Below are 18,799 nucleotides of genomic sequence, written 5' to 3' on the forward strand. Positions count from 1 at the left end.
ATTTCAACTTTAATTAAGGAAGGTTAATTATTAATAGTTTTTTATTTTATGCTAGTTCTGGTTTCATTCCAAGATCTTTAAGATGCTTGTAATGCGCGATAACAGCTCCTCTCATGGTTCTGAATTCATGATAAGGTAAGTTGCATTCGATGGCAGTTTGTTTTACGATTTCGGCAATTTTCCCGTAATGGATATGACTGATATTCGGGAAAATGTGGTGTTCAATCTGATGATTTAATCCTCCGGTAAACCAGTTGATTACTTTGTTTTTTGGAGCAAAATTAGCTGTTGTGTACAATTGGTGAATTGCCCAGGTGTTTTCCATTTCGCCATCTTCATTAGGAATCGGATTTGCAGTTTCCTCTACTACGTGAGCCAATTGAAAAACAATACTTAAAATTAATCCGGCTACGTAATGCATTACGAAAAATCCAATAACAACTTTCCACCATGTTACGCCAAGTACCATTGGTAAAACCATCCAGATTAAAACATAGATTATTTTTGTGATAACCAAAACAGTCCATAATTTGGCAGGACTTTGAGGTGTTCCATAAGATAATTTTCTTTTAAGATAGTTTTTCATTTGCTTGAAATCGGTTGTTAAAGCCCAATTGAAAGTCAATAGTCCGTATAAAAAGAAAGAATAATAGTGTTGGAATTTATGAAAGCGTTGCCATTCGGCATTTTGTGTAAAACGAATAATTCTTCCGGCATCAAGATCTTCATCATGACCGTGAATATTGGTATATGTATGGTGCAATACATTGTGTTGTACTTGCCAGTTGTGAACATTTCCTGCCAGAATATAAATACTTCCGCCCATAATCTTGTTGATCCATGATTTAGAAGAGTATGATCCGTGGTTTCCGTCGTGCATCACGTTCATTCCAATTCCGGCCATTCCAACTCCCATCAAAATGTTTAATAGCAATTGTGCCCAAAAAGGCATCTCAAGAGTTAGTATCAGGAAATAAGGTGTTAGGAAAACTGCAAAAAGAATTATTGCTTTTAAATGCAATTTCCAGTTTCCTGTTTTCTGAATGTTATTCTCCTTGAAGTAATTGTTTACTCGTGAGTTAAGTGTTCTGAAGAACTTCAGATTGTCTTGCTTGGCAAATGTAGGCGCAGTGTTATTCATAATTAATTTAAATAGTTTTCAAAGGTAATTATTATAAATTTTCAATTTGCAAAATTGAGTTAAATATTTCAACTCTAAAGTAGTACTTTTGTTAAAAAATTAAAGCAATGGATGAGATATTGAAATATTTTCCTGATTTGACCGACATTCAAATCGAACAATTTCAAAAATTAGACTTTTTATACCATGATTGGAATGAAAAAATCAATGTTATTTCGCGTAAAGACATTGATGCATTATATACAAAACATGTTTTGCATTCGCTTGGAATTGCAAAAATTATGAAATTCGAACCTGGAACATTTGTTCTTGATGTTGGAACCGGAGGAGGATTTCCCGGAATACCGTTGGCCATTCTTTTTCCTGAAACACGTTTTTATCTTATTGATGTTATTGCCAAAAAAATAAAAGTAGTTCAGGGCGTTGTTGATGCATTAGAATTAAAGAACGTAAAAGCAGAACAATTGCGTGCCGAAAATGTAAAAGGCGATTTTGACTTTATTGTAAGTCGTGCCGTGACAAATATGCCGGATTTTGTTTCGTGGATTAAAACTAAAATCAAAAAGCAACACAAGCACACGTTGAAAAACGGAATTTTATACCTAAAAGGTGGTGATTTGACCGAAGAATTAAAGGATTTTCCAAAAGCAACTTTATATGATTTGTCTACGATTTTTGAAGATGAATTTTTTGAAACCAAAAAAGTAGTGCATTTGCCTTTGAAGTTTACCGTTTAATATTCTTTAAAAAATAAAAAAACCGACAGCATGCTTATTAAGTATGCTGTCGGTTTTTTGTTTGTCCTTAAAATAAGATGTTTTTGAGCAATTATCATAACACAATGATAATTTTGTGGTTGAACGTATTTCTTTATCTTTGAAATTACTATAAATAAAGTAATAATGGATAGAAGGAAGTTCTTTAAAAATGGTTCTTTATTAACGATTGGAGCCGCAGTTATGAATCCGTTTCAGGGTGCTGCAAACATTTTAGATTTAGAATCGGTAAATAAAAATAAGAAAGCCAAAAATATTATTTTACTCGTTAGTGACGGAATGAGTACCGGAACACTTAATATGACCGATTTATTCCTGAACAGAAAAACGGGAAAAGGTTCTAACTGGATTCAATTGTACAAAGATAACAGGGTTTCAAGAGCTTTGATGGATACGGCTTCTGCCAGTTCTATTGTAACTGATTCCTCGGCTGCGAGTTCCTCCTGGGGAGGCGGTTTTAGGGTAAATAACGGTGCGCTTAATGTGAGTCCGCAGGGAGAACCCCATTTACCAATTTGGCAAAAGTTCAGGAAATCCGGAAAAATGGCAGGCTGTGTAACAACAGTTCCTATAACTCATGCTACTCCGGCGGGTTTTTGCGTAAACAGTAAAAGCAGAAATGCGCAGGATGATATTGCCCAACAATATTTAGATCTTGGTTTTGATGTCATGATGGGAGGAGGTTCAAACTATTTTAGTCCGGAGTCCAGAAAAGATAAAAAAGATATGTTTGCTGCTTTTAAAGCAAAAGGATATCAGGTGGTAAAAAATCGCACTGATATGGATTCGGCTTCAAATTCTCAGCCTATTTTGGGTGTATTTGCAGAAGATGGTGTACCGTATTACGTGGATAGAAATAGTGATCAAAATTTACAAAATACGATTCCTAGCCTTGCAGAAATGGCGCAGAAAGCTATTGAAAGAATGAAAAATCATAAAAATGGTTTTGTTTTGCAAATAGAAAGCGGTAAAGTCGACTGGGCCGCGCACGCAAATGATATTGCCGGTTTAATTCACGATCAGATAGAATTTGACGAGGCTGTGAAAATTGCCATAGATTTTGCTGAAAAAGACAAAGAAACATTAGTTATTATTACGACAGATCACGGAAATGCCAATCCTGGAATTATTTATGGTAAAGATGCCAATGATAATTTTGACAGCATCCAGAAATATACTCAGACAAATGAATGGATTTTGAATCAGATAAAACCACAATCTTCTATCCCGCAAGTAAAGGAAATTATCGAAAAGGCAAATGGACATTCGGTTTCTGATGAAGAGGCTAAAACGGTATTATCTTATTATGACGGATTGCATAAAGAAGATGGACTTTACAATTATAAAAAATTACCCTATAAAGCTTTTGCAGAAATGCAGGGAAAAATAAATTCTGTAGGATGGATTAGTATGGACCATTCTGCAGATTATGTAGAGTTGGCGATGTTTGGTCCCGGAAGTGAACTTTTAAAACCTTTCGTAAAAAATACCGATTTACATTATCTGATGCTGCAGGCTGCAGAAGTTGAAAATAAGTTTTAATTGAATTTAAAAAATAACCCCACAAGTTCACTGAAGTTTGTGGGGTTATTTTTTAAACGATATATCAATTAAGAGGCTCTTTTGGAGAAACACAAAAACTGATTGGCTTTAGTATCTACATTATGAATGAGTTCGCTTATCGCTTTTTCTGTTGCATCAATAGAATTTTCAAATTCTGGATTAAAGAAAAAATCACGGCAAATTACAGCTTCGTTAGATGAGTCGTAAATTGCTTCGTAATCGTGATCTGCATTATTATTATTATTATTATTATTATTATATTGACATGGGTAATCAAGTTTTAAAACAGTTATTGTTCTGTTAAACCATTTATCAAAAACTCGTTTTCGTGGTGTAATATGACGCGCCAATAATACCAGTCCAATGAGTTCGCTCTGAATAAAATAAGATCCTTTTCTGTACATAACATCAATCATTGTTACGTTCATGTGGGCGATCCACAATGGTCCGTTTACATGTCCTGAGGCCGAAATGTCAAAGTCAGTATCAAAATCCAATGGTTTTGTATTTTCGATATTACCAATAGAACACCATAAAGCCTCGATTCTTTTTTGGGTATCATTATTCATTTTTGTATATCCTGTATAGCGCCAGTATATCCATTCGAGCAAAGCTGCTGTAAGTCCCATAGAAGCTTTATGGTTAATTTGCATTAATGCATGTTCAAGATCGTCATTCCCATCTAAAGGGTCTAAAAATTGGTCTATCTTTTTTTTATTCCATTTAAAGTCAATTGGGTGTCCGATACTTTTTGCCTGTACAATTACTGGCGGTGTGTTTTGTAAATTTCTCATTGTGTATTTTTTTATTTTTTCTTAATTGCTGTCAATTTTGATTAAAAAGCTCTTTATTAATTGTCTTAATTTTTTCAACTTTAAATAGGATATAAAAGTATGTTGAGATATATTTTTAGAGTATCAAAAAAAGCTTTAAAAATAACAGAATAGGATTTTTAATCGTGTATCATATTGATAATCAATATAATAAGAAAAGTATTACAAATAATACGAAGGTGAGATCGTCTGAATAACGATATTTTTACTTTTGTTTTATGTTTTTTAATTATAACTATTTGTTTTTTAGTTGTTTTAACTCACGTGATAAAAAAAATAGAAATAATAAATGACTACTCGGGATATTGTATGAAAAACAACATCAATAGGCATTCATCCTCTATTATTTTGCGTTCCTGTACTTTTATTTGCTCAATCTTTAATAGAGGAATACTTTTACGACAGGACTAAAAAAAATTACTTTTGAAAACAACTACTGTACTATCGACATATTGGAAAATTCAACTTACAGGATGGATTATTGCTTCTTTATATTGGGGATTATCGGCCTTCCTGAGTGGTAATTTTATATGGGAAATGGGTATAGTAGATTTAATGCTGGATGTATCAATTGGTATTGTGCTAACACATATTTACAGGAATTTTGCTTTAAAAAACGGATGGAATAAACTGAATCTGAAAATGTTATTACCAAGAATTGTATTCAGTATTTTATTACTTTCATTATTGTATACGGTTTTGATCATTGGTAAGCTTTATTTGGTGCGTATGTTTATTTTTAAAAATGAAATGGGTTCTTTTTTACTATTTTTTAAATCAGTACAATTACAGGTTTTTATCACCGGTACAAGATTAATGTCTATTTGGGTGTTGGCTTACCATCTTTATCATTATTCAAGACTCGAATTAGAAACAGTAAAGGAAAATGCCCGATTATCCATTATAATAAAAGAAGCACAACTGAATAGTCTGAGTGCACAGCTCAATCCTCATTTCTTTTTTAATTCATTAAACAATATAAAATTTTTGGTTATAGAAAATCCCGATGCCGCCAGAAGAGCTATCGATCTATTGTCTGAACTTTTAAGAAATTCCTTAAACAGTAATATTGAAAGATTAATACCACTGGACGACGAAATTAATCTGGTAAGGGATTATCTGGAATTAGAAAAAATACGATTTGAGGAACGTCTGCAGATCAAAATTGAAACCAGTGTAAACATATCTCAACATCTAATGCTGCCTTTTAGTATTCAGTCATTGGTTGAAAATGCCATAAAACACGGCATCGAAAAAAGAAAAACTGGAGGGTTTATTACGGTGAAAATTGAAACGAAAGATGATTTTATAAAGATCACTGTTCAAAACACGGGAAAACTAAACGGAGAGATTCAAAATTCAGGTATTGGAGTAAGGAACCTCAAAGAAAGATTATTATTGCAATACAACGGAAATGCTTCTTTTGAGATTAAAGAGCTGGAAGATGAAACGGTTTTGGCTACTATTTTAATACCATCAAAATGAAAAAGATAAATGTTATTATAGTAGACGACGAACGTCTAGCAAGAGAAGAAGTGAAAAGAGCTTTAAAAAACTATGAAGACTTTGTGCTTATTGGCGAAGCTGAAAATGCAGATGACGCTAAGATTTTGATCGAAAAAGAAATGCCTGATTTAATTTTTCTTGATATTCAGATGCCTGAGAAATCCGGTTTCGATTTATTAGAGTCTTTAGAAAATGTGCCACATGTTTTATTCATTACAGCTTATGATCAATATGCAATACAGGCGTTTGAGGTAAATGCTCTAGATTATTTAATGAAGCCTATCAGGGAGGAACGTTTTGCAAAAGCCATTCAAAAAATAAGAGATACAATACAGCTAAAATCTTCCTTAAATGATGCTGAGGCAAAAGATCGAAAGATTTTCATAAAAGATGGAGAAAAACGGTTCTTTATTCAATTAGATGAAATTTATTTAATTGAATCTTTAGAACATTATACCCGATTGTTTTTTCAGGATAAAAAAGCACTTCAAAGACGTTCTCTCCGCCAATGGGAAGAAATTTTAGACGAAAATATTTTCTTTAGAATAAACAGAACCGAGATTATAAATATAAAATACATCCAGGCAATCAATACAACAGATAGTGGAAGGTTAGAGGTAAAACTGAAAACCGGAGAACTATTAGAAGTGTCAAACCGCCAATCAGTGAAATTCAAAAACCGGAACGGGATCTAATTCATCACTTTCAAATTATTTTAATACGTACAGCTAATGCTATTAGTTGTAGATCTGCATGCTTTCTTCAGATGTAATGAAAGCAGTTTATTATAAACAACAAAAGCTTTTAAAATAAAGCTTCCTAATAAAAAACTATCAAATGAAAACAATTTTAAATTTTGTCTTTCTTATCCTGATCGTCTCCCATACATTCTCTCAGCAAACCAGGAGGACAAAATCCGAAGATCTAAAAAGTGCTTATGATATTCAGGATAGTGTAATGATCAAAACTCGTGATGGCGCTTTTATATCGGCAATTGTAGTACGCAAGAAAGGAATTTTGGTTCCCAAACCTGTAATACTTCAACATACAATTTATGTTGCCGAAGAAGGAAAAGCAACTAAATCCTTGAAAGAGGCAGCAGATAAAGATTATGTTGGTGTTATATCGTATTCCCGTGGTAAACGATTTAGTCCTGATGAAATATTTCCTTATGAAAATGAAGCCAATGATACTTATGATGTCATCGATTGGATTAGCAAACAAGAATGGTGTAACGGAAGTATCGGAATGTTTGGTGGTAGTTATAATGGAATGACGCAATGGGCAGCGTGCAAAAAAATGCATCCGGCGCTTAAAACTATTGTTCCTTATGTTGCCAATAGAGCCGGAATGGGTTTGCCGATGGAAAACAATGTGTTTATAAATCCTAATTACGAATGGTCATTTTATGTTGGCAGTAATAAATATCTCGATACAGTTGCAGGAAATGACAGGCAGCGATTTAGAAATATGCAGTTTAAATGGTGGGAAACCGGAGTTGCCTACAAAAAAATGGACAGCATAGACGGAACTCCAAACAGGCTATTTCAGCGATGGATACAACATCCTTCGTTTGATGAATATTGGCAGAAAATGTCGCCATACAAAAAGGAGTTTGCCCAAATAAATATTCCGGTTTTAGTCATCGATGGTTATTATAATGATTCTCAAAATTCGAGTTTGTATTATTTAAGGGAACTTCAAAAATACAATCCGAAAGCCAATTCTTATGTAATCATTGGTCCGTACAGTCATTTTGGGGCGCAAAAAGGAGGTTCTCCTGTAATAAATGGTTATAAAGTTGATGCAGCTGCTTTAATTAATACCAAAAAAATAACGTATGAATGGTTCGATTACATTTTAAAAAACGGACCAAAACCCGAAATTTTAAAAGACAGGATTAATTATCAGGTAATGGAAGCTAACGAGTGGAGAAGTGCTCCGTCTCTTGGTAAAATGAGCAATGGTATCCTGAAGCTATATTTAACGAATAATAAAGCTGGAAAATTTTATGATTTGAATGCTTCAAAGCCTTCTAAAAATAGTTATTTATGGCAGGAAGTGGATTTTGCCGACAGACAAACTCAAAATAATGAATACTATCCGGATCCGATTATCAAAAAAGAAATTGATACAACAAACGGATATATTTTTATAAGTGATCCTTTTAAAGAATCGATATTGGTTAACGGATCATTCGTAGGAGAAATAAAGGCAAGCATCAATAAAAAAGATATGGATATTGGCGTTACGTTATATGAATTAACACCAAACGGAGAATATTTTCATTTATCTTATTTTTTGGGACGTGCGAGTTATGCCAAAGATAGTACAACAAGAAATTTATTAGAACCCAATAAAATAGAATCGATTCCTTTTTCGAATACACATTTGGTCAGTAAACAATTAAGTAAAGGAAGTCGTTTAGTGGTAGTATTAAACGTAAATAAAAACCCTTTTTCAGAACTCAATTACGGAACAGGAAAAACGGTTATCGATGAAACCATTCAAGATGCAAAAGAACCATTAAAAGTAAAATGGTTCAATGATAGTTTTGTAAAAATCCCGATTTGGAAGTAAATTAATAAAAAGTAAAAGCCGCAAATTTCAAAATGAAGTTTGCGGCTTTTTTTATAATCTAAAATCTGAACTCTAAAATCAGAAATTATCCTAAGAAAGGGTATCTGTAATCCTCAGGAGTTACAAAAGTTTCTTTAATCGTTCTAGGAGAAGCCCAACGTAGTAAGTTCAATGCAGAACCTGCTTTATCGTTAGTTCCTGAAGCTCTTGCACCACCAAAAGGCTGCATACCTACAACCGCTCCTGTTGGTTTATCGTTGATGTAGAAGTTACCGGCAGCATTTTGCAATTTCGTAGTTGCTACTTCAATAGCATAACGATCCTGGCTAAATACAGCTCCTGTAAGAGCGTATTCAGAAGTAGTATCAACTAATTCTAAAGTATCTTCCCATTTTGCATCTTCGTAAACGTATATAGTAATAACTGGTCCGAATAATTCGGTTTCCATTGTAGTATATTTAGGGTTTGTTGTTACGATAATTGTTGGCTCAATAAAGTAACCTACAGATTTATCGTAATTTCCACCAGCAATGATTTCAGCATCAGCATCTTTTTTAGCCTGATCGATAAAACCTGCTAATTTATCAAAAGAACCTTCGTGAATCACTGCAGTAATAAAGTTTCCAAAATCTTCCGGAGAACCCATTTTCATCGATTTTACATCAGCAATTAATTGTTCTTTTACAGCTGGCCATAAACTTTGCGGAACATAAGCTCTTGAAGCAGCAGAACATTTTTGCCCCTGAAATTCAAATGCACCACGAGTAATTCCTGTAGATACTTGTTTTGCATTAGCGCTTGGGTGAGCAATGATAAAATCTTTACCACCAGTTTCTCCAACGATTCTTGGATATGTTTTGTAGTGGTGAATATTAGCACCAATTTTAGCCCAGATATCTTTAAATACATGAGTCGATCCTGTAAAGTGAACTCCGGCAAAATCACGACTTGCTAAAACAGTATCTGTAATCATTAAAGCATCTCCAAAAACAACGTTGATAACGCCATCAGGAACACCTGCTTCTTTGAAAACATCGATAATGATTTTTGCAGAAAAAACCTGGCTGTCACTTGGTTTCCAAACCACAACGTTACCCATCATTGCAGCGCTTGCAGGAAGATTTGCAGCAATAGCAGTAAAGTTAAAAGGAGTAATCGCATAAATAAAACCTTCAAGAGGTCTGTATTCTAAACGGTTCCAAGTAGTAGAATCAGACTTAGGCTGATCTCCGTAAATTTGCGTCATAAATTCTACGTTGTAACGTAAAAAGTCGATCAATTCGCAAGAAGCATCAATTTCTGCCTGATGAATATTTTTAGACTGACCAATCATTGTCGCAGCGTTAATACGTGCTCTGTATGGTCCTGCAATAAGTTCTGCAGCTTTTAAGAAAATAGCAGCACGTTGTTCCCATGCCATGTTTGCCCATGCTGTTCTTGATTCAAGAGCATTAGCAATTGCTTTTTCAATATGTTGTTTTTCAGCTAAGTGATAAGTTCCTACAATGTGTTTGTGATCGTGAGGAGCTGATATTGTTCTTGTATTTCCAGTTCTGATTTCTTCGCTTCCAATGTATAACGGAACGTCAATTTTAGAATTCCACAATGTTGTGTAAGCTGCCTGAACAGCTGCTTTTTCTGGTGAGTTAGGTGCGTAGCTTTTTACGGGCTCGTTTACCGCTTTTGGTACATGAAAGAATCCTTTTAGCATTTTATTTAAAATTAGATAATTAGACAATTTAAGGGTTAGATGATTTGATTTGTTACGAATAATCTAACGCTGCACAAAAGTACAAAGGATAAATTAATAATTTGACAAATTTATGATTAAGATAACGATAAAAAAGAGCAGGTTTTTTTAAACTTTTTTTAGTTTAAAGCAAAAGGAGCACACATTCTAAAAGTAGGAACAATTACTTTGAATGTTTTTGTAGAGGTAAAATTGATCATATTAAAATAACCTTTCATTGCACCATAAGGAGATGACAATAAACAACCTGAACTATACGTGTGATTTTCTCCAGGTTTTAAAACTGGTTTTTTACCAATAACGCCTTCTCCGTCTACAACCTCAAGATCATTCAACGAATCAAATATTTCCCAGTGACGAGAAGTTAACTGTACTGAATCTTTGCTGTGATTTTCGATTGTAACTACATAACTAAAAGCAAAGTGGATCTTGTAGTTCTTGAAGTAAGTACCTTCAAAACTAGTCAAAACAGATATTTTTATGCCTCGTGTTATCTGAGAAACCATACTAAAGTAGTTAATATGTGTGCGTTATACGTGCAAATCTACAAAAAAAAATCTTTCGATCTAAATCCTTAACAATGTTTTAATTTATGATGTTTATAGAGTTGGCATTTCCTTTTCCTATAACTCTTTGATAACGATCGGTACTTTCTTTATAATAAACCAATATCGTATACTCATTTTCAGTTTGATAAAAGTTTCCATCTATAGCATTTTCATAATCAATAGCCCCTTTTTTATCGGCAATTGTATATTGAAAATTGGTAAAACCTTGTTTGATCATTACAGCTTTTTCAAAAACACCTTTTTCGGTATTATAGTCCATTTTGTATTCTGGCGATAAACTATAATTGTTAAACATTCCTGTAATATAAATGTCTTTGCTGTTTGATCTGAAAGTAGGAGCCGAAAGTGTAAAATAAACCCAGGCATAATCGGCTTCGATTTCGTTGTTTGAAGCATTGATGTTTTTCACCACAAAATTTCCGTTTACATCCTGATACACGGTATAAATCTGATTGGCTCTTGCCGGATTAGTATATAAGTACGAATTGTAAATGTCATTATTGGCACCAACTCTTCCTACATTATTGCTTGCTGCACGAATATCTTTATTTTCGAAATATAAAAATTCATTTCCACCCCAGAATTGCGTTTCCTTATTGTATTTGTACACGAGCTGATTTCCTATTGTATATTGCGGAGGAACATTTTTAATAGCAGTATCAAAATTGCCATTTTGCAATAATAGAATTTTTACATTTTGTGTTGGCGTTTGAAAAACAATGTCGTTTGAAACTATTGCAAAATCTAAGTTTTGTTTGTAATCAATATTGGTTACATCACGGCTGCGTTTTACCTGTGCCGCTACGGTTGAATGATTTTCGTATAAAATAAATTTTCGGGACAAAACAACTTCTTTGTCTTCATTAAGAATTCTCAGCATATAATTTCCTGAAATTCGTAATTGTGTTGTAAACTGATTTGGGAACGAAAGTCGGTAATGTGAATATACCTGAAGCGTATTAAAAGAATTAGAGTAATCCGTAATTCTTTGATTATCAAAACCAGTAATATAATCTGTTTTCGGGATATCTGTTGGTTTCCAGTTGTAATCGCAATGTATAACTTCAAAATAATAATTGGCTTCATTACCAAATAAATCATCAAACTGAAAAGTAAAAGTATCGCCCAACTCAAATATAGGCACTACATTACTGCCGTTTTGAACAAACGAAATAGTTTTTATATTATATGGAGGATCAATCTCGGTTTGTATTCCCTGGGCTGTGGCCGAAGCAAAAATGAAAATAAGAAGAAGATTTCTAAACAAAAATTTTGGCATCATATTACAATTGTAAGATTGTAAATATAAGAATTTTATATAATGTAATAAGATGCCATTTTTTACTGCTTCTGAAAACAAATTGATTAAGAGCTCAAAATGTATTCTAAATTCACTTCGATTTCGTCATTAATATAACTTTCCTCTAAAAGCGAATCAGATAATAACTTTTTGTTTTCCTGTAGTTTGATGATTTTTTCTTCAACCGTATTTTTCGAAATAAACCTGATAACATTTACTTTATTCAATTGTCCAATTCGGTGTGCTCGCCCAACTCCCTGCTTTTCAGCAAAAGGATTCCACCACGGATCTAAAAACAAAACATAAGAAGCTTTCGTAATATTCAAACCAACGCCACCCGCTTTGAGCGAAATAAAGAATAACAATGGCTTTTCTTTTTCCTGAAATAGTTTTACCTGTTGTTCTCTTTTACTGGCAGGAGTTTCTCCGGTAATCTCACAAAAGTCTATTTTGTTTTCCTTACACCAATCTGTATAAAAATGCAAATTAGTCACAAACGAACTAAAAATGATCGCTTTTTGTTTCTCTTTTACTAAAGTTTCCAGATAATTAGTGACTGCGTTATATTTTCCCGAATCAATTTCAGATTCCTGATCCACCATTTTTGGGTGATTACTCAGTTGTCTTAACTTCATCAGCGTATTGATAATACTAATTTTGTCCGGGCTCGATCCGTCTGTTTTTAGTAAAAAGTTCCTCGCTTTCGATTTTTCTTTCTCATATAATTTTTCCTGTTCAGGATCCATATCGCAATAATAAATCTGCTCGGTTAATTCAGGTAAATCTTTTAAAACCTGCTCTTTGGTTCGTCTTAAAATATAAGGCTGGATGAGGTTTTTTAGTTCGGACAAAGTATTTTCGTCCTGCTTTTTCTCAATCGGAATTTTAAAATTCTGAGCAAAAAAATCATAACTACCCAAAATATCCGGATTTATAAATTGCATTTGTGACCATAAATCATCCAGTGAATTTTCGATAGGAGTACCGCTTAAGGCAATTTTATGAGCCGTATTTATTTTATTAATGGCTTTAAAAATCTTAGAGTTTTTATTTTTAATGTACTGACTTTCGTCTAAAATTAAATACCGGAAATTGTATTTTTCTAAAATTGAAATATCACGGTGAACAATGCTGTAGCTGGTAAAAACTAAATCAGTTGATGCTAATCTGCTGGCTAATAATTTTCGGTCATTGCCTACATATTGCATTTTTGAAAAATGCGGAGTAAATTTTGCCGCTTCATTGTACCAGTTAAAAACCAGTGAAGAAGGTAAAACAATCAAAGCTTTTAAAGGTTCTCTTTCAATAGTAGTTTCATTTTGAAACAAATCAAAATTCGTGGTTTTAGTCGTAAATCCCAGTTGTTCCTGTACGGCAACAAGAACAGCAAGAGTTTGTAATGTCTTACCAAGTCCCATATCATCAGCCAGACAAGCACCTAAATTAGAGTTAAAATGACCCAAAAGCCATTTTACGCCATCGATTTGATAAGGTCGTAAAGCTGCTTTTAATAAATCAGAAGATACGTATTCGGCTTTGTGAATGATATCATCTTTGATTTCCGGAATCGCATCCAAAGCGGCAAAATTGCTTTTACGTAAAAGTAAATTTCCGTTTTCTGTTTTGGCCAACTTGGCCAGCGAACCATATTTACTCAGCCATTCTAACGGAATCAAAAAGTAGTTTCCGTCAGGCAATAAAAAGAGTCTTTCTTTACTTTTTATGTTCGGAATAATTTCACTGAAATTGATAGTATAAGCGCCAATCGTAATAACTATTCTGATATCGAACCAATCTTCTTTTGTTTCTTCTTTCGAAGCAGAAACAGTATGGTTTTCTGTAATGATTTCTTTGCTTTCCAGTTTTAAATTACAAATCGTGAATCCTAAACTTTCCAGTTCTTCCTTACGATCAATAATAAATTGAATATTCACATAAGGATCAGGATTTTCTGCATCAGAATTTAATCCAAACAATTCATTTTTGATTTTTATTAAACCCAGTGCAAGTAATTTGTCTGTATATAAAGTTTCGTCATCACTGCGTTTAAACTGAATGATTTTAGGTTCATTGGCAACGCTAAAATCAACAAACGAATGTGTTTTTTTAGTTTTACTGCTATCAAATGAATAACCGTTATAATCAAAATAAAGGTTGAGGTAATAGCAGTTTTTAAAGAAATCGTAAACAGGCTGAATCGTACCTGAAATAATTTGATCACGATGTTCAATATCAAAACCAGTAGCTTCGATGTCTATTTTTTTTGCTATTTCAGGAATGAAACTTTTAAAATAATTGTCAACTAATTTTGAAGGTATTTCAATTGACTGTTTCTTTAAAAACGGCGTAAGTTTTTTAGAATTAAGATCCTTTAACTGTCCTAATTTTTTATCAATAATCAACCAGCTTGGCTGATCGAGCAGTATTTCGACACTGCTGTTCATTGGTGAAAATAAAGTTTCGTTTTCTTTTAAAGATAAAGTATACGTAATTCCTTCGACATGTTTATTAAATTGAATCTGAGGTTCAAAATACAACGGATTGGTGTTTACTCTGGATCTGTAAAAATCCTTTTCAGCACTCATATTTAGGGATAACGGAAATTGTTTTTGTACAATAAGACTATAAAAAGAACCTAAGTTTAATTGCAGATGCTGACGAATGGCAAATTCAATTTTGGAATCTTTTTGCAAATCAGCAATTGTTTTTGCCGATTTGATTTTTGTACTGAATTTTTTAAAAATAAACTCAGGCTTTAAAGATTCGCAAACCGTCAATATCTTTTTTGTGTCAGGATCTAAATGATCAAAAACAATAAAAAAACTTTCAAGTACGTCTTTAGTAGCTTTTTTATTTAAATATTTAATGTCATCGGTACTCTCAACGATGTAGGCGGTTGGAATATAATGATTCAGATTTTTTTCAAAACTGATATCAAAACAAAATTGAAATGAATTTGAAAGATCCAAAATAAGGCGGTTAGGTTGGTTGTAATTTGGGAAGTGGTTTAAACTAAAAAAGTTTTCAAAATACTGCTATTCTGAAAACTTTTTTAAATGAACTTATATCACTTATATGGTGAAAAATCCGAACGATTTAGTTTTCTGGTTTGAAGCAAAGCGGAATAATTTCTCCTTTTGCCAAACAATATTTCTCTACTAATTCCGGTGTAATTTTATTGGTATAATCTTCTTCGATTACGATAAAGCCAATGCTTCTTAATTTATCAAAATAATCGCGGCCGTAAATACGAACGTGATCATATTGTCCAAATATTTTAGCGCGTTCTTTTTGATCTGTAATAGTATCATCAGCAAAAGTTACCGCTCTCGATAAATCTTGTGGAATTTGAAGAATCGCCATTCCGCCTGGTTTTAAAACACGAAATAATTCCTGCATGGCTTTTGTGTCGTCCGGAATATGTTCCAGAACGTGATTGCACAAAATCACATCGTATTCGTTGTCTTTAAAAGGTAAATTACAAATGTCTGCTTTTACATCGGCCAAAGGCGAAAATAAGTCAGTTGTCGTGTAATCAAGGTTTTTTTGCTTGCGGAATCTTTTATAAAAAGCTTGTTCCGGAGCAAAATGCAATACTTTTTTTGGAGCTGTAAAAAAATCAGTCTGATCGTTTAAATACAACCATAATAAACGGTGTCTTTCTAAAGAAAGCGTACTTGGCGAAAGCACATTGTTACGTTGTTTTCCATATCCATAAGGTAAAAACGATTTAAAACTTCTCCCGTCAATAGGATCAGTATATTTTGTTCCTTTTAATGAAAATGCCAAAACCGGACGAGCCACATAGCTCAAACGAATTAATAATGGACGCGGTATTGTATTGAGTACGAGTTTAAAAAGTTTCTTCACAGTTTAATAGATTTGAACACGAATTTCACAAATTTACACGGATTAATGTAACGGTGAAATTTCACGAATCTTAGATTTGGGTTACAGTATTATTCTTTTATATTTAAGGCTATCTTCTCCAAAGTTTACTAGTAAACCTAGTTTGTTTTTTGATGCAGCCAGGTAATTTAATGTTTGTTTTATTTCGCTGGTCGAAAGAGCTACAATTGCTTTTAGTTCTAAAATGATTTGATCAAAAACTACAAAATCTGCGAAATAATAGCTTGATAAAATAATGTCTTTGTATGCGATATTGTATTTCAATTCGCGGCTATAGGGTATGCCATTTTTTTGAAACTCATATTCCAAAGCATCACCATAAACTTTTTCACTATGTCCTTTGCCTAAAATTTTATGGACTTCCATACAGATTCCTATAATTTTATAAGATTCTTCTTTTAAATACAATTCGCTCATCATCATCAATCATCAGTGAAATTTCGACAAAATATTATTTCGTGCTAATTCGTGAAATTCGTGTTATAATACCAACGGCACTTTTCTGAATTCATCTTCTTCAGTACTTTCAATTCCTAAAGCTTTGTAGATGTATTGGAAAGTCGATAACAATTCTGGTTTTCCATCAATTAAAGCTACATCATGTTCGAAATGCGCGCTTGGTTTTCCATCAGAGGTTGTAATTGTCCAGCCGTCTTTATGTTGTTTGATGTTTTTGGTTCCCATATTAATCATTGGCTCAATGGCAACGACCATTCCTTCAACAAAAAGTTTTCCGCGACCACGTTTTCCGTAGTTAGGCATTTCTGGTTCTTCGTGCATTTTTTGACCTAAACCGTGTCCTACCAATTCGCGAACGACTCCGTAACCGTGAGCTTCAGTATATTTCTGAATCGCATTTCCAACGTCTTCAACACGATTTCCTGCTTTAAATTCTCTGATTCCTACGTAAAGAGATTCTTTAGTAACCTGCAAAAGTTTTTTAACTTCAGGTGCAACTTCTCCAATTTCGAAACTATATGCGTGATCACCGTGATATCCGTTTTTGAAAGCGCCACAATCTACAGATATAACATCACCGCTTTTCAAAGGTGTATTATTAGGTATTCCGTGTACGACTTGTGAGTTTGGACTCATACAAAGTGAATTCGGAAAATCATATAATCCTAAAAAGCTTGGTACAGCACCGTGATCTCGGATAAATTCCTCAGCTAATTTGTCTAAATATAATGTGGTAACTCCTTCTTTAATTTCAGAAGCAATCATTCCTAATGTTTTAGATACGATCAAAGCACTTTCGCGCATTAATTCGATTTCTTCACGTGATTTTACTATAATCATAATTTCGGATTTTCAGTTGGCAAAAGTACGACTTTTTATTTAAAATTTTTCGCCACGAATGGCACGAATTGGCACAAATTAGAATTACTTTAAAATTGAATTTCACTAATGTAAATTGAGTTTTAAAATGAGTGATAATAATATAATTTATAAATTAGTGTCAATTCGTGCAATTCGTGATGAACTGACAATTAAGATCAATTAGTTTTTCCAATTACTATTTGCGAGAAAAAACGTAAATTAGTAAGTGTTAAAAAATAATAAGTTATGGAAACGTCTATAGATCAGGAAAATATATTAAAAAAGAAAGCTTTAAATAAAATGAAAGGCAGCGCTTTGGCACTTTTAGGTGTTGCAGTGCTTTTATTTATCATTGCAATTTATTTTAAAATTCCCATGTTGCAGGCTTTTAGTGAAGCAGCAATGGTGGGGGGAATTGCCGATTGGTTTGCTGTCGTGGCATTATTTCGTCATCCGTTAGGAATTCCCATTTGGCATACGGCAATTATACCGACCAAGAAAAATGAGATTGGCGAAAATCTCGGGAATTTTGTTTCGGAAGAATTTCTGAATCGCGAAAAATTAGAAATTAAATTAGAAGAATTCAACTTCGCCACAAAAGCATCAGATTGGTTGTCACAACACGAAAATGCCAATAAAATTGCCAATCTGGTCGCGGTGAATATTATTCCGGGAATTTTAAAAACAATAAAAGATGAAGATATAAAGCGATTTATTCAATATCAATTTAAGGAAAAACTGGAAGGAATCAATTTTGGAGATTGGGTAGCATTGGCTTTAGAGCCTTTGCAAAAAGGAAATGTAAAAGATGAATTGCTTACCAATCTTCTGGATGTAATGAGTACAGAACTGAGTAATAACAAAGATCTGATTCGTAAAAAAGTGAAAGAATCTACGCCGTTCTTAAGTTTTGGTCTGGCTGATAAAAAGATTTCTGAAGGTGTTTTTAATGGACTGGCGGAGTTTTTACATGAAGCTAAAAATCCGGAAAGCGCAGTAAGAATAAAAATAGACGAATATGTTTATGATTTTCTGGATAAAGTAAAAAACTCCGAAGAAATGCGAATCAAGATCAATAACATGATTTTGAGTTTTGCAGGTAAAAAAGAAGTTCAGGATTATATCAACGGAATTTGGGATGAAATAAAACTATCAATTTCGAACGATTTAGACAAAGGTGATCAGTCTGCTATTAAAAATAGTATTTCGAATTTGATTCAGGGTTTTGGAAATGGAATAAAAGAAGATCCTGTAATGATTGATAAGATCAATAATTTTATCAAGAACGATTTACTTTCGATTCTTTTAAACAATAAAAAAGTGATTGGAGATTTGATTTCCTCTACAGTAAAAAGCTGGGACGGTAAAGAAGTTTCAGAAAAATTAGAATTAGAAATAGGGAAGGATCTTCAATACATCAGAATCAACGGGACTCTTGTTGGAGGTTTAATAGGGATTCTAATTTATTGCATCGAATGGACGTATCACTATTTTGTTTAAAAAAATAAAACCATATAAGTAATATAAGTTATTATAAGCTTTACGCAGCTTT

Annotated in this window: 15 protein-coding genes; 6 read left to right on the forward strand and 9 right to left on the reverse strand. The window is 33.1% G+C overall.

The window, feature by feature from the left end; genetic code table 11:
- Positions 1 to 46: 46 nt before the first annotated feature.
- The gene (locus tag B0M43_RS08930) at positions 47 to 1,141 is read right to left on the reverse strand and encodes an acyl-CoA desaturase (RefSeq protein ID WP_065452119.1); all 1,095 of its coding nucleotides are present in this window, start codon (positions 1,139 to 1,141) and stop codon (positions 47 to 49) included.
- Between the two features lie 107 nt (positions 1,142 to 1,248).
- Between B0M43_RS08930 and rsmG the strand changes: the two genes are divergently transcribed.
- Positions 1,249 to 1,878 (forward strand): 16S rRNA (guanine(527)-N(7))-methyltransferase RsmG, encoded by a 630-nt coding sequence (gene rsmG / locus B0M43_RS08935; RefSeq protein ID WP_065452120.1) that lies wholly within the window; start codon positions 1,249 to 1,251, stop codon positions 1,876 to 1,878.
- A 165-nt stretch (positions 1,879 to 2,043) separates the two neighbouring features.
- A complete protein-coding gene (locus B0M43_RS08940; RefSeq protein WP_078008632.1) occupies positions 2,044 to 3,459 on the forward strand; it encodes an alkaline phosphatase in 1,416 nt (471 codons plus the stop codon).
- Between the two features lie 68 nt (positions 3,460 to 3,527).
- On the opposite strand, the gene B0M43_RS08945 is transcribed toward B0M43_RS08940, so the two are convergent.
- Positions 3,528 to 4,274, reverse strand: coding sequence for a hypothetical protein (locus B0M43_RS08945; protein ID WP_078008631.1), 747 nt, complete (start codon positions 4,272 to 4,274; stop codon positions 3,528 to 3,530).
- 462 nt (positions 4,275 to 4,736) lie between these two features.
- On the opposite strand from B0M43_RS08945, the gene B0M43_RS08950 reads away from it, so the two are divergent.
- The 3 genes from B0M43_RS08950 to B0M43_RS08960 all read left to right on the forward strand — a co-directional run bounded on the left by B0M43_RS08950 (position 4,737) and on the right by B0M43_RS08960 (position 8,399).
- Positions 4,737 to 5,798 carry a sensor histidine kinase gene (locus tag B0M43_RS08950; protein ID WP_078008630.1) on the forward strand — a complete coding sequence of 354 codons (1,062 nt, stop codon included), beginning with the start codon at positions 4,737 to 4,739 and terminating at the stop codon, positions 5,796 to 5,798.
- Positions 5,795 to 6,514 (forward strand): LytTR family DNA-binding domain-containing protein, encoded by a 720-nt coding sequence (locus B0M43_RS08955; RefSeq protein ID WP_078008629.1) that lies wholly within the window; start codon positions 5,795 to 5,797, stop codon positions 6,512 to 6,514. The genes B0M43_RS08950 and B0M43_RS08955 overlap by 4 nt, the downstream gene beginning before the upstream one ends.
- 142 nt (positions 6,515 to 6,656) lie before the next feature.
- Positions 6,657 to 8,399 (forward strand): CocE/NonD family hydrolase, encoded by a 1,743-nt coding sequence (locus tag B0M43_RS08960; protein WP_078008628.1) that lies wholly within the window; start codon positions 6,657 to 6,659, stop codon positions 8,397 to 8,399.
- An 85-nt stretch (positions 8,400 to 8,484) separates the two neighbouring features.
- On the opposite strand, the gene pruA is transcribed toward B0M43_RS08960, so the two are convergent.
- From pruA to map, 7 genes are all read right to left on the reverse strand, one after another.
- Positions 8,485 to 10,110, reverse strand: coding sequence for an L-glutamate gamma-semialdehyde dehydrogenase (gene pruA, locus B0M43_RS08965; RefSeq protein WP_078008627.1), 1,626 nt, complete (start codon positions 10,108 to 10,110; stop codon positions 8,485 to 8,487).
- A 158-nt stretch (positions 10,111 to 10,268) separates the two neighbouring features.
- Positions 10,269 to 10,655, reverse strand: coding sequence for a Co2+/Mg2+ efflux protein ApaG (gene apaG, locus B0M43_RS08970; protein WP_065452127.1), 387 nt, complete (start codon positions 10,653 to 10,655; stop codon positions 10,269 to 10,271).
- A gap of 79 nt (positions 10,656 to 10,734) precedes the next feature.
- Positions 10,735 to 11,997 (reverse strand): DUF5103 domain-containing protein, encoded by a 1,263-nt coding sequence (locus tag B0M43_RS08975; protein ID WP_078008699.1) that lies wholly within the window; start codon positions 11,995 to 11,997, stop codon positions 10,735 to 10,737.
- An 86-nt stretch (positions 11,998 to 12,083) separates the two neighbouring features.
- Positions 12,084 to 14,987, reverse strand: coding sequence for a DEAD/DEAH box helicase (locus B0M43_RS08980; RefSeq protein WP_078008626.1), 2,904 nt, complete (start codon positions 14,985 to 14,987; stop codon positions 12,084 to 12,086).
- 127 nt (positions 14,988 to 15,114) lie between these two features.
- Entirely contained in the window at positions 15,115 to 15,888 is a 774-nt protein-coding gene (locus tag B0M43_RS08985; RefSeq protein ID WP_065452128.1) for a class I SAM-dependent methyltransferase, read from the reverse strand.
- A gap of 81 nt (positions 15,889 to 15,969) precedes the next feature.
- On the reverse strand, positions 15,970 to 16,344 hold the full coding sequence (locus tag B0M43_RS08990; RefSeq protein WP_078008625.1) for a GxxExxY protein: 375 nt from the start codon (positions 16,342 to 16,344) through the stop codon (positions 15,970 to 15,972).
- Between the two features lie 63 nt (positions 16,345 to 16,407).
- On the reverse strand, positions 16,408 to 17,226 hold the full coding sequence (map, locus tag B0M43_RS08995) for a type I methionyl aminopeptidase (RefSeq protein ID WP_078008624.1): 819 nt from the start codon (positions 17,224 to 17,226) through the stop codon (positions 16,408 to 16,410).
- Positions 17,227 to 17,493: 267 nt separating this feature from the next.
- Here map and B0M43_RS09000 point away from each other — a divergent pair, with 267 nt between their 5' ends.
- The gene (locus B0M43_RS09000) at positions 17,494 to 18,747 is read left to right on the forward strand and encodes a DUF445 domain-containing protein (protein WP_078008623.1); all 1,254 of its coding nucleotides are present in this window, start codon (positions 17,494 to 17,496) and stop codon (positions 18,745 to 18,747) included.
- Positions 18,748 to 18,799 lie beyond the last annotated feature (52 nt).

Source organism: Flavobacterium sp. KBS0721 (assembly GCF_002007065.3).
Taxonomy (GTDB): Bacteria; Bacteroidota; Bacteroidia; order Flavobacteriales; family Flavobacteriaceae; genus Flavobacterium; species Flavobacterium piscis.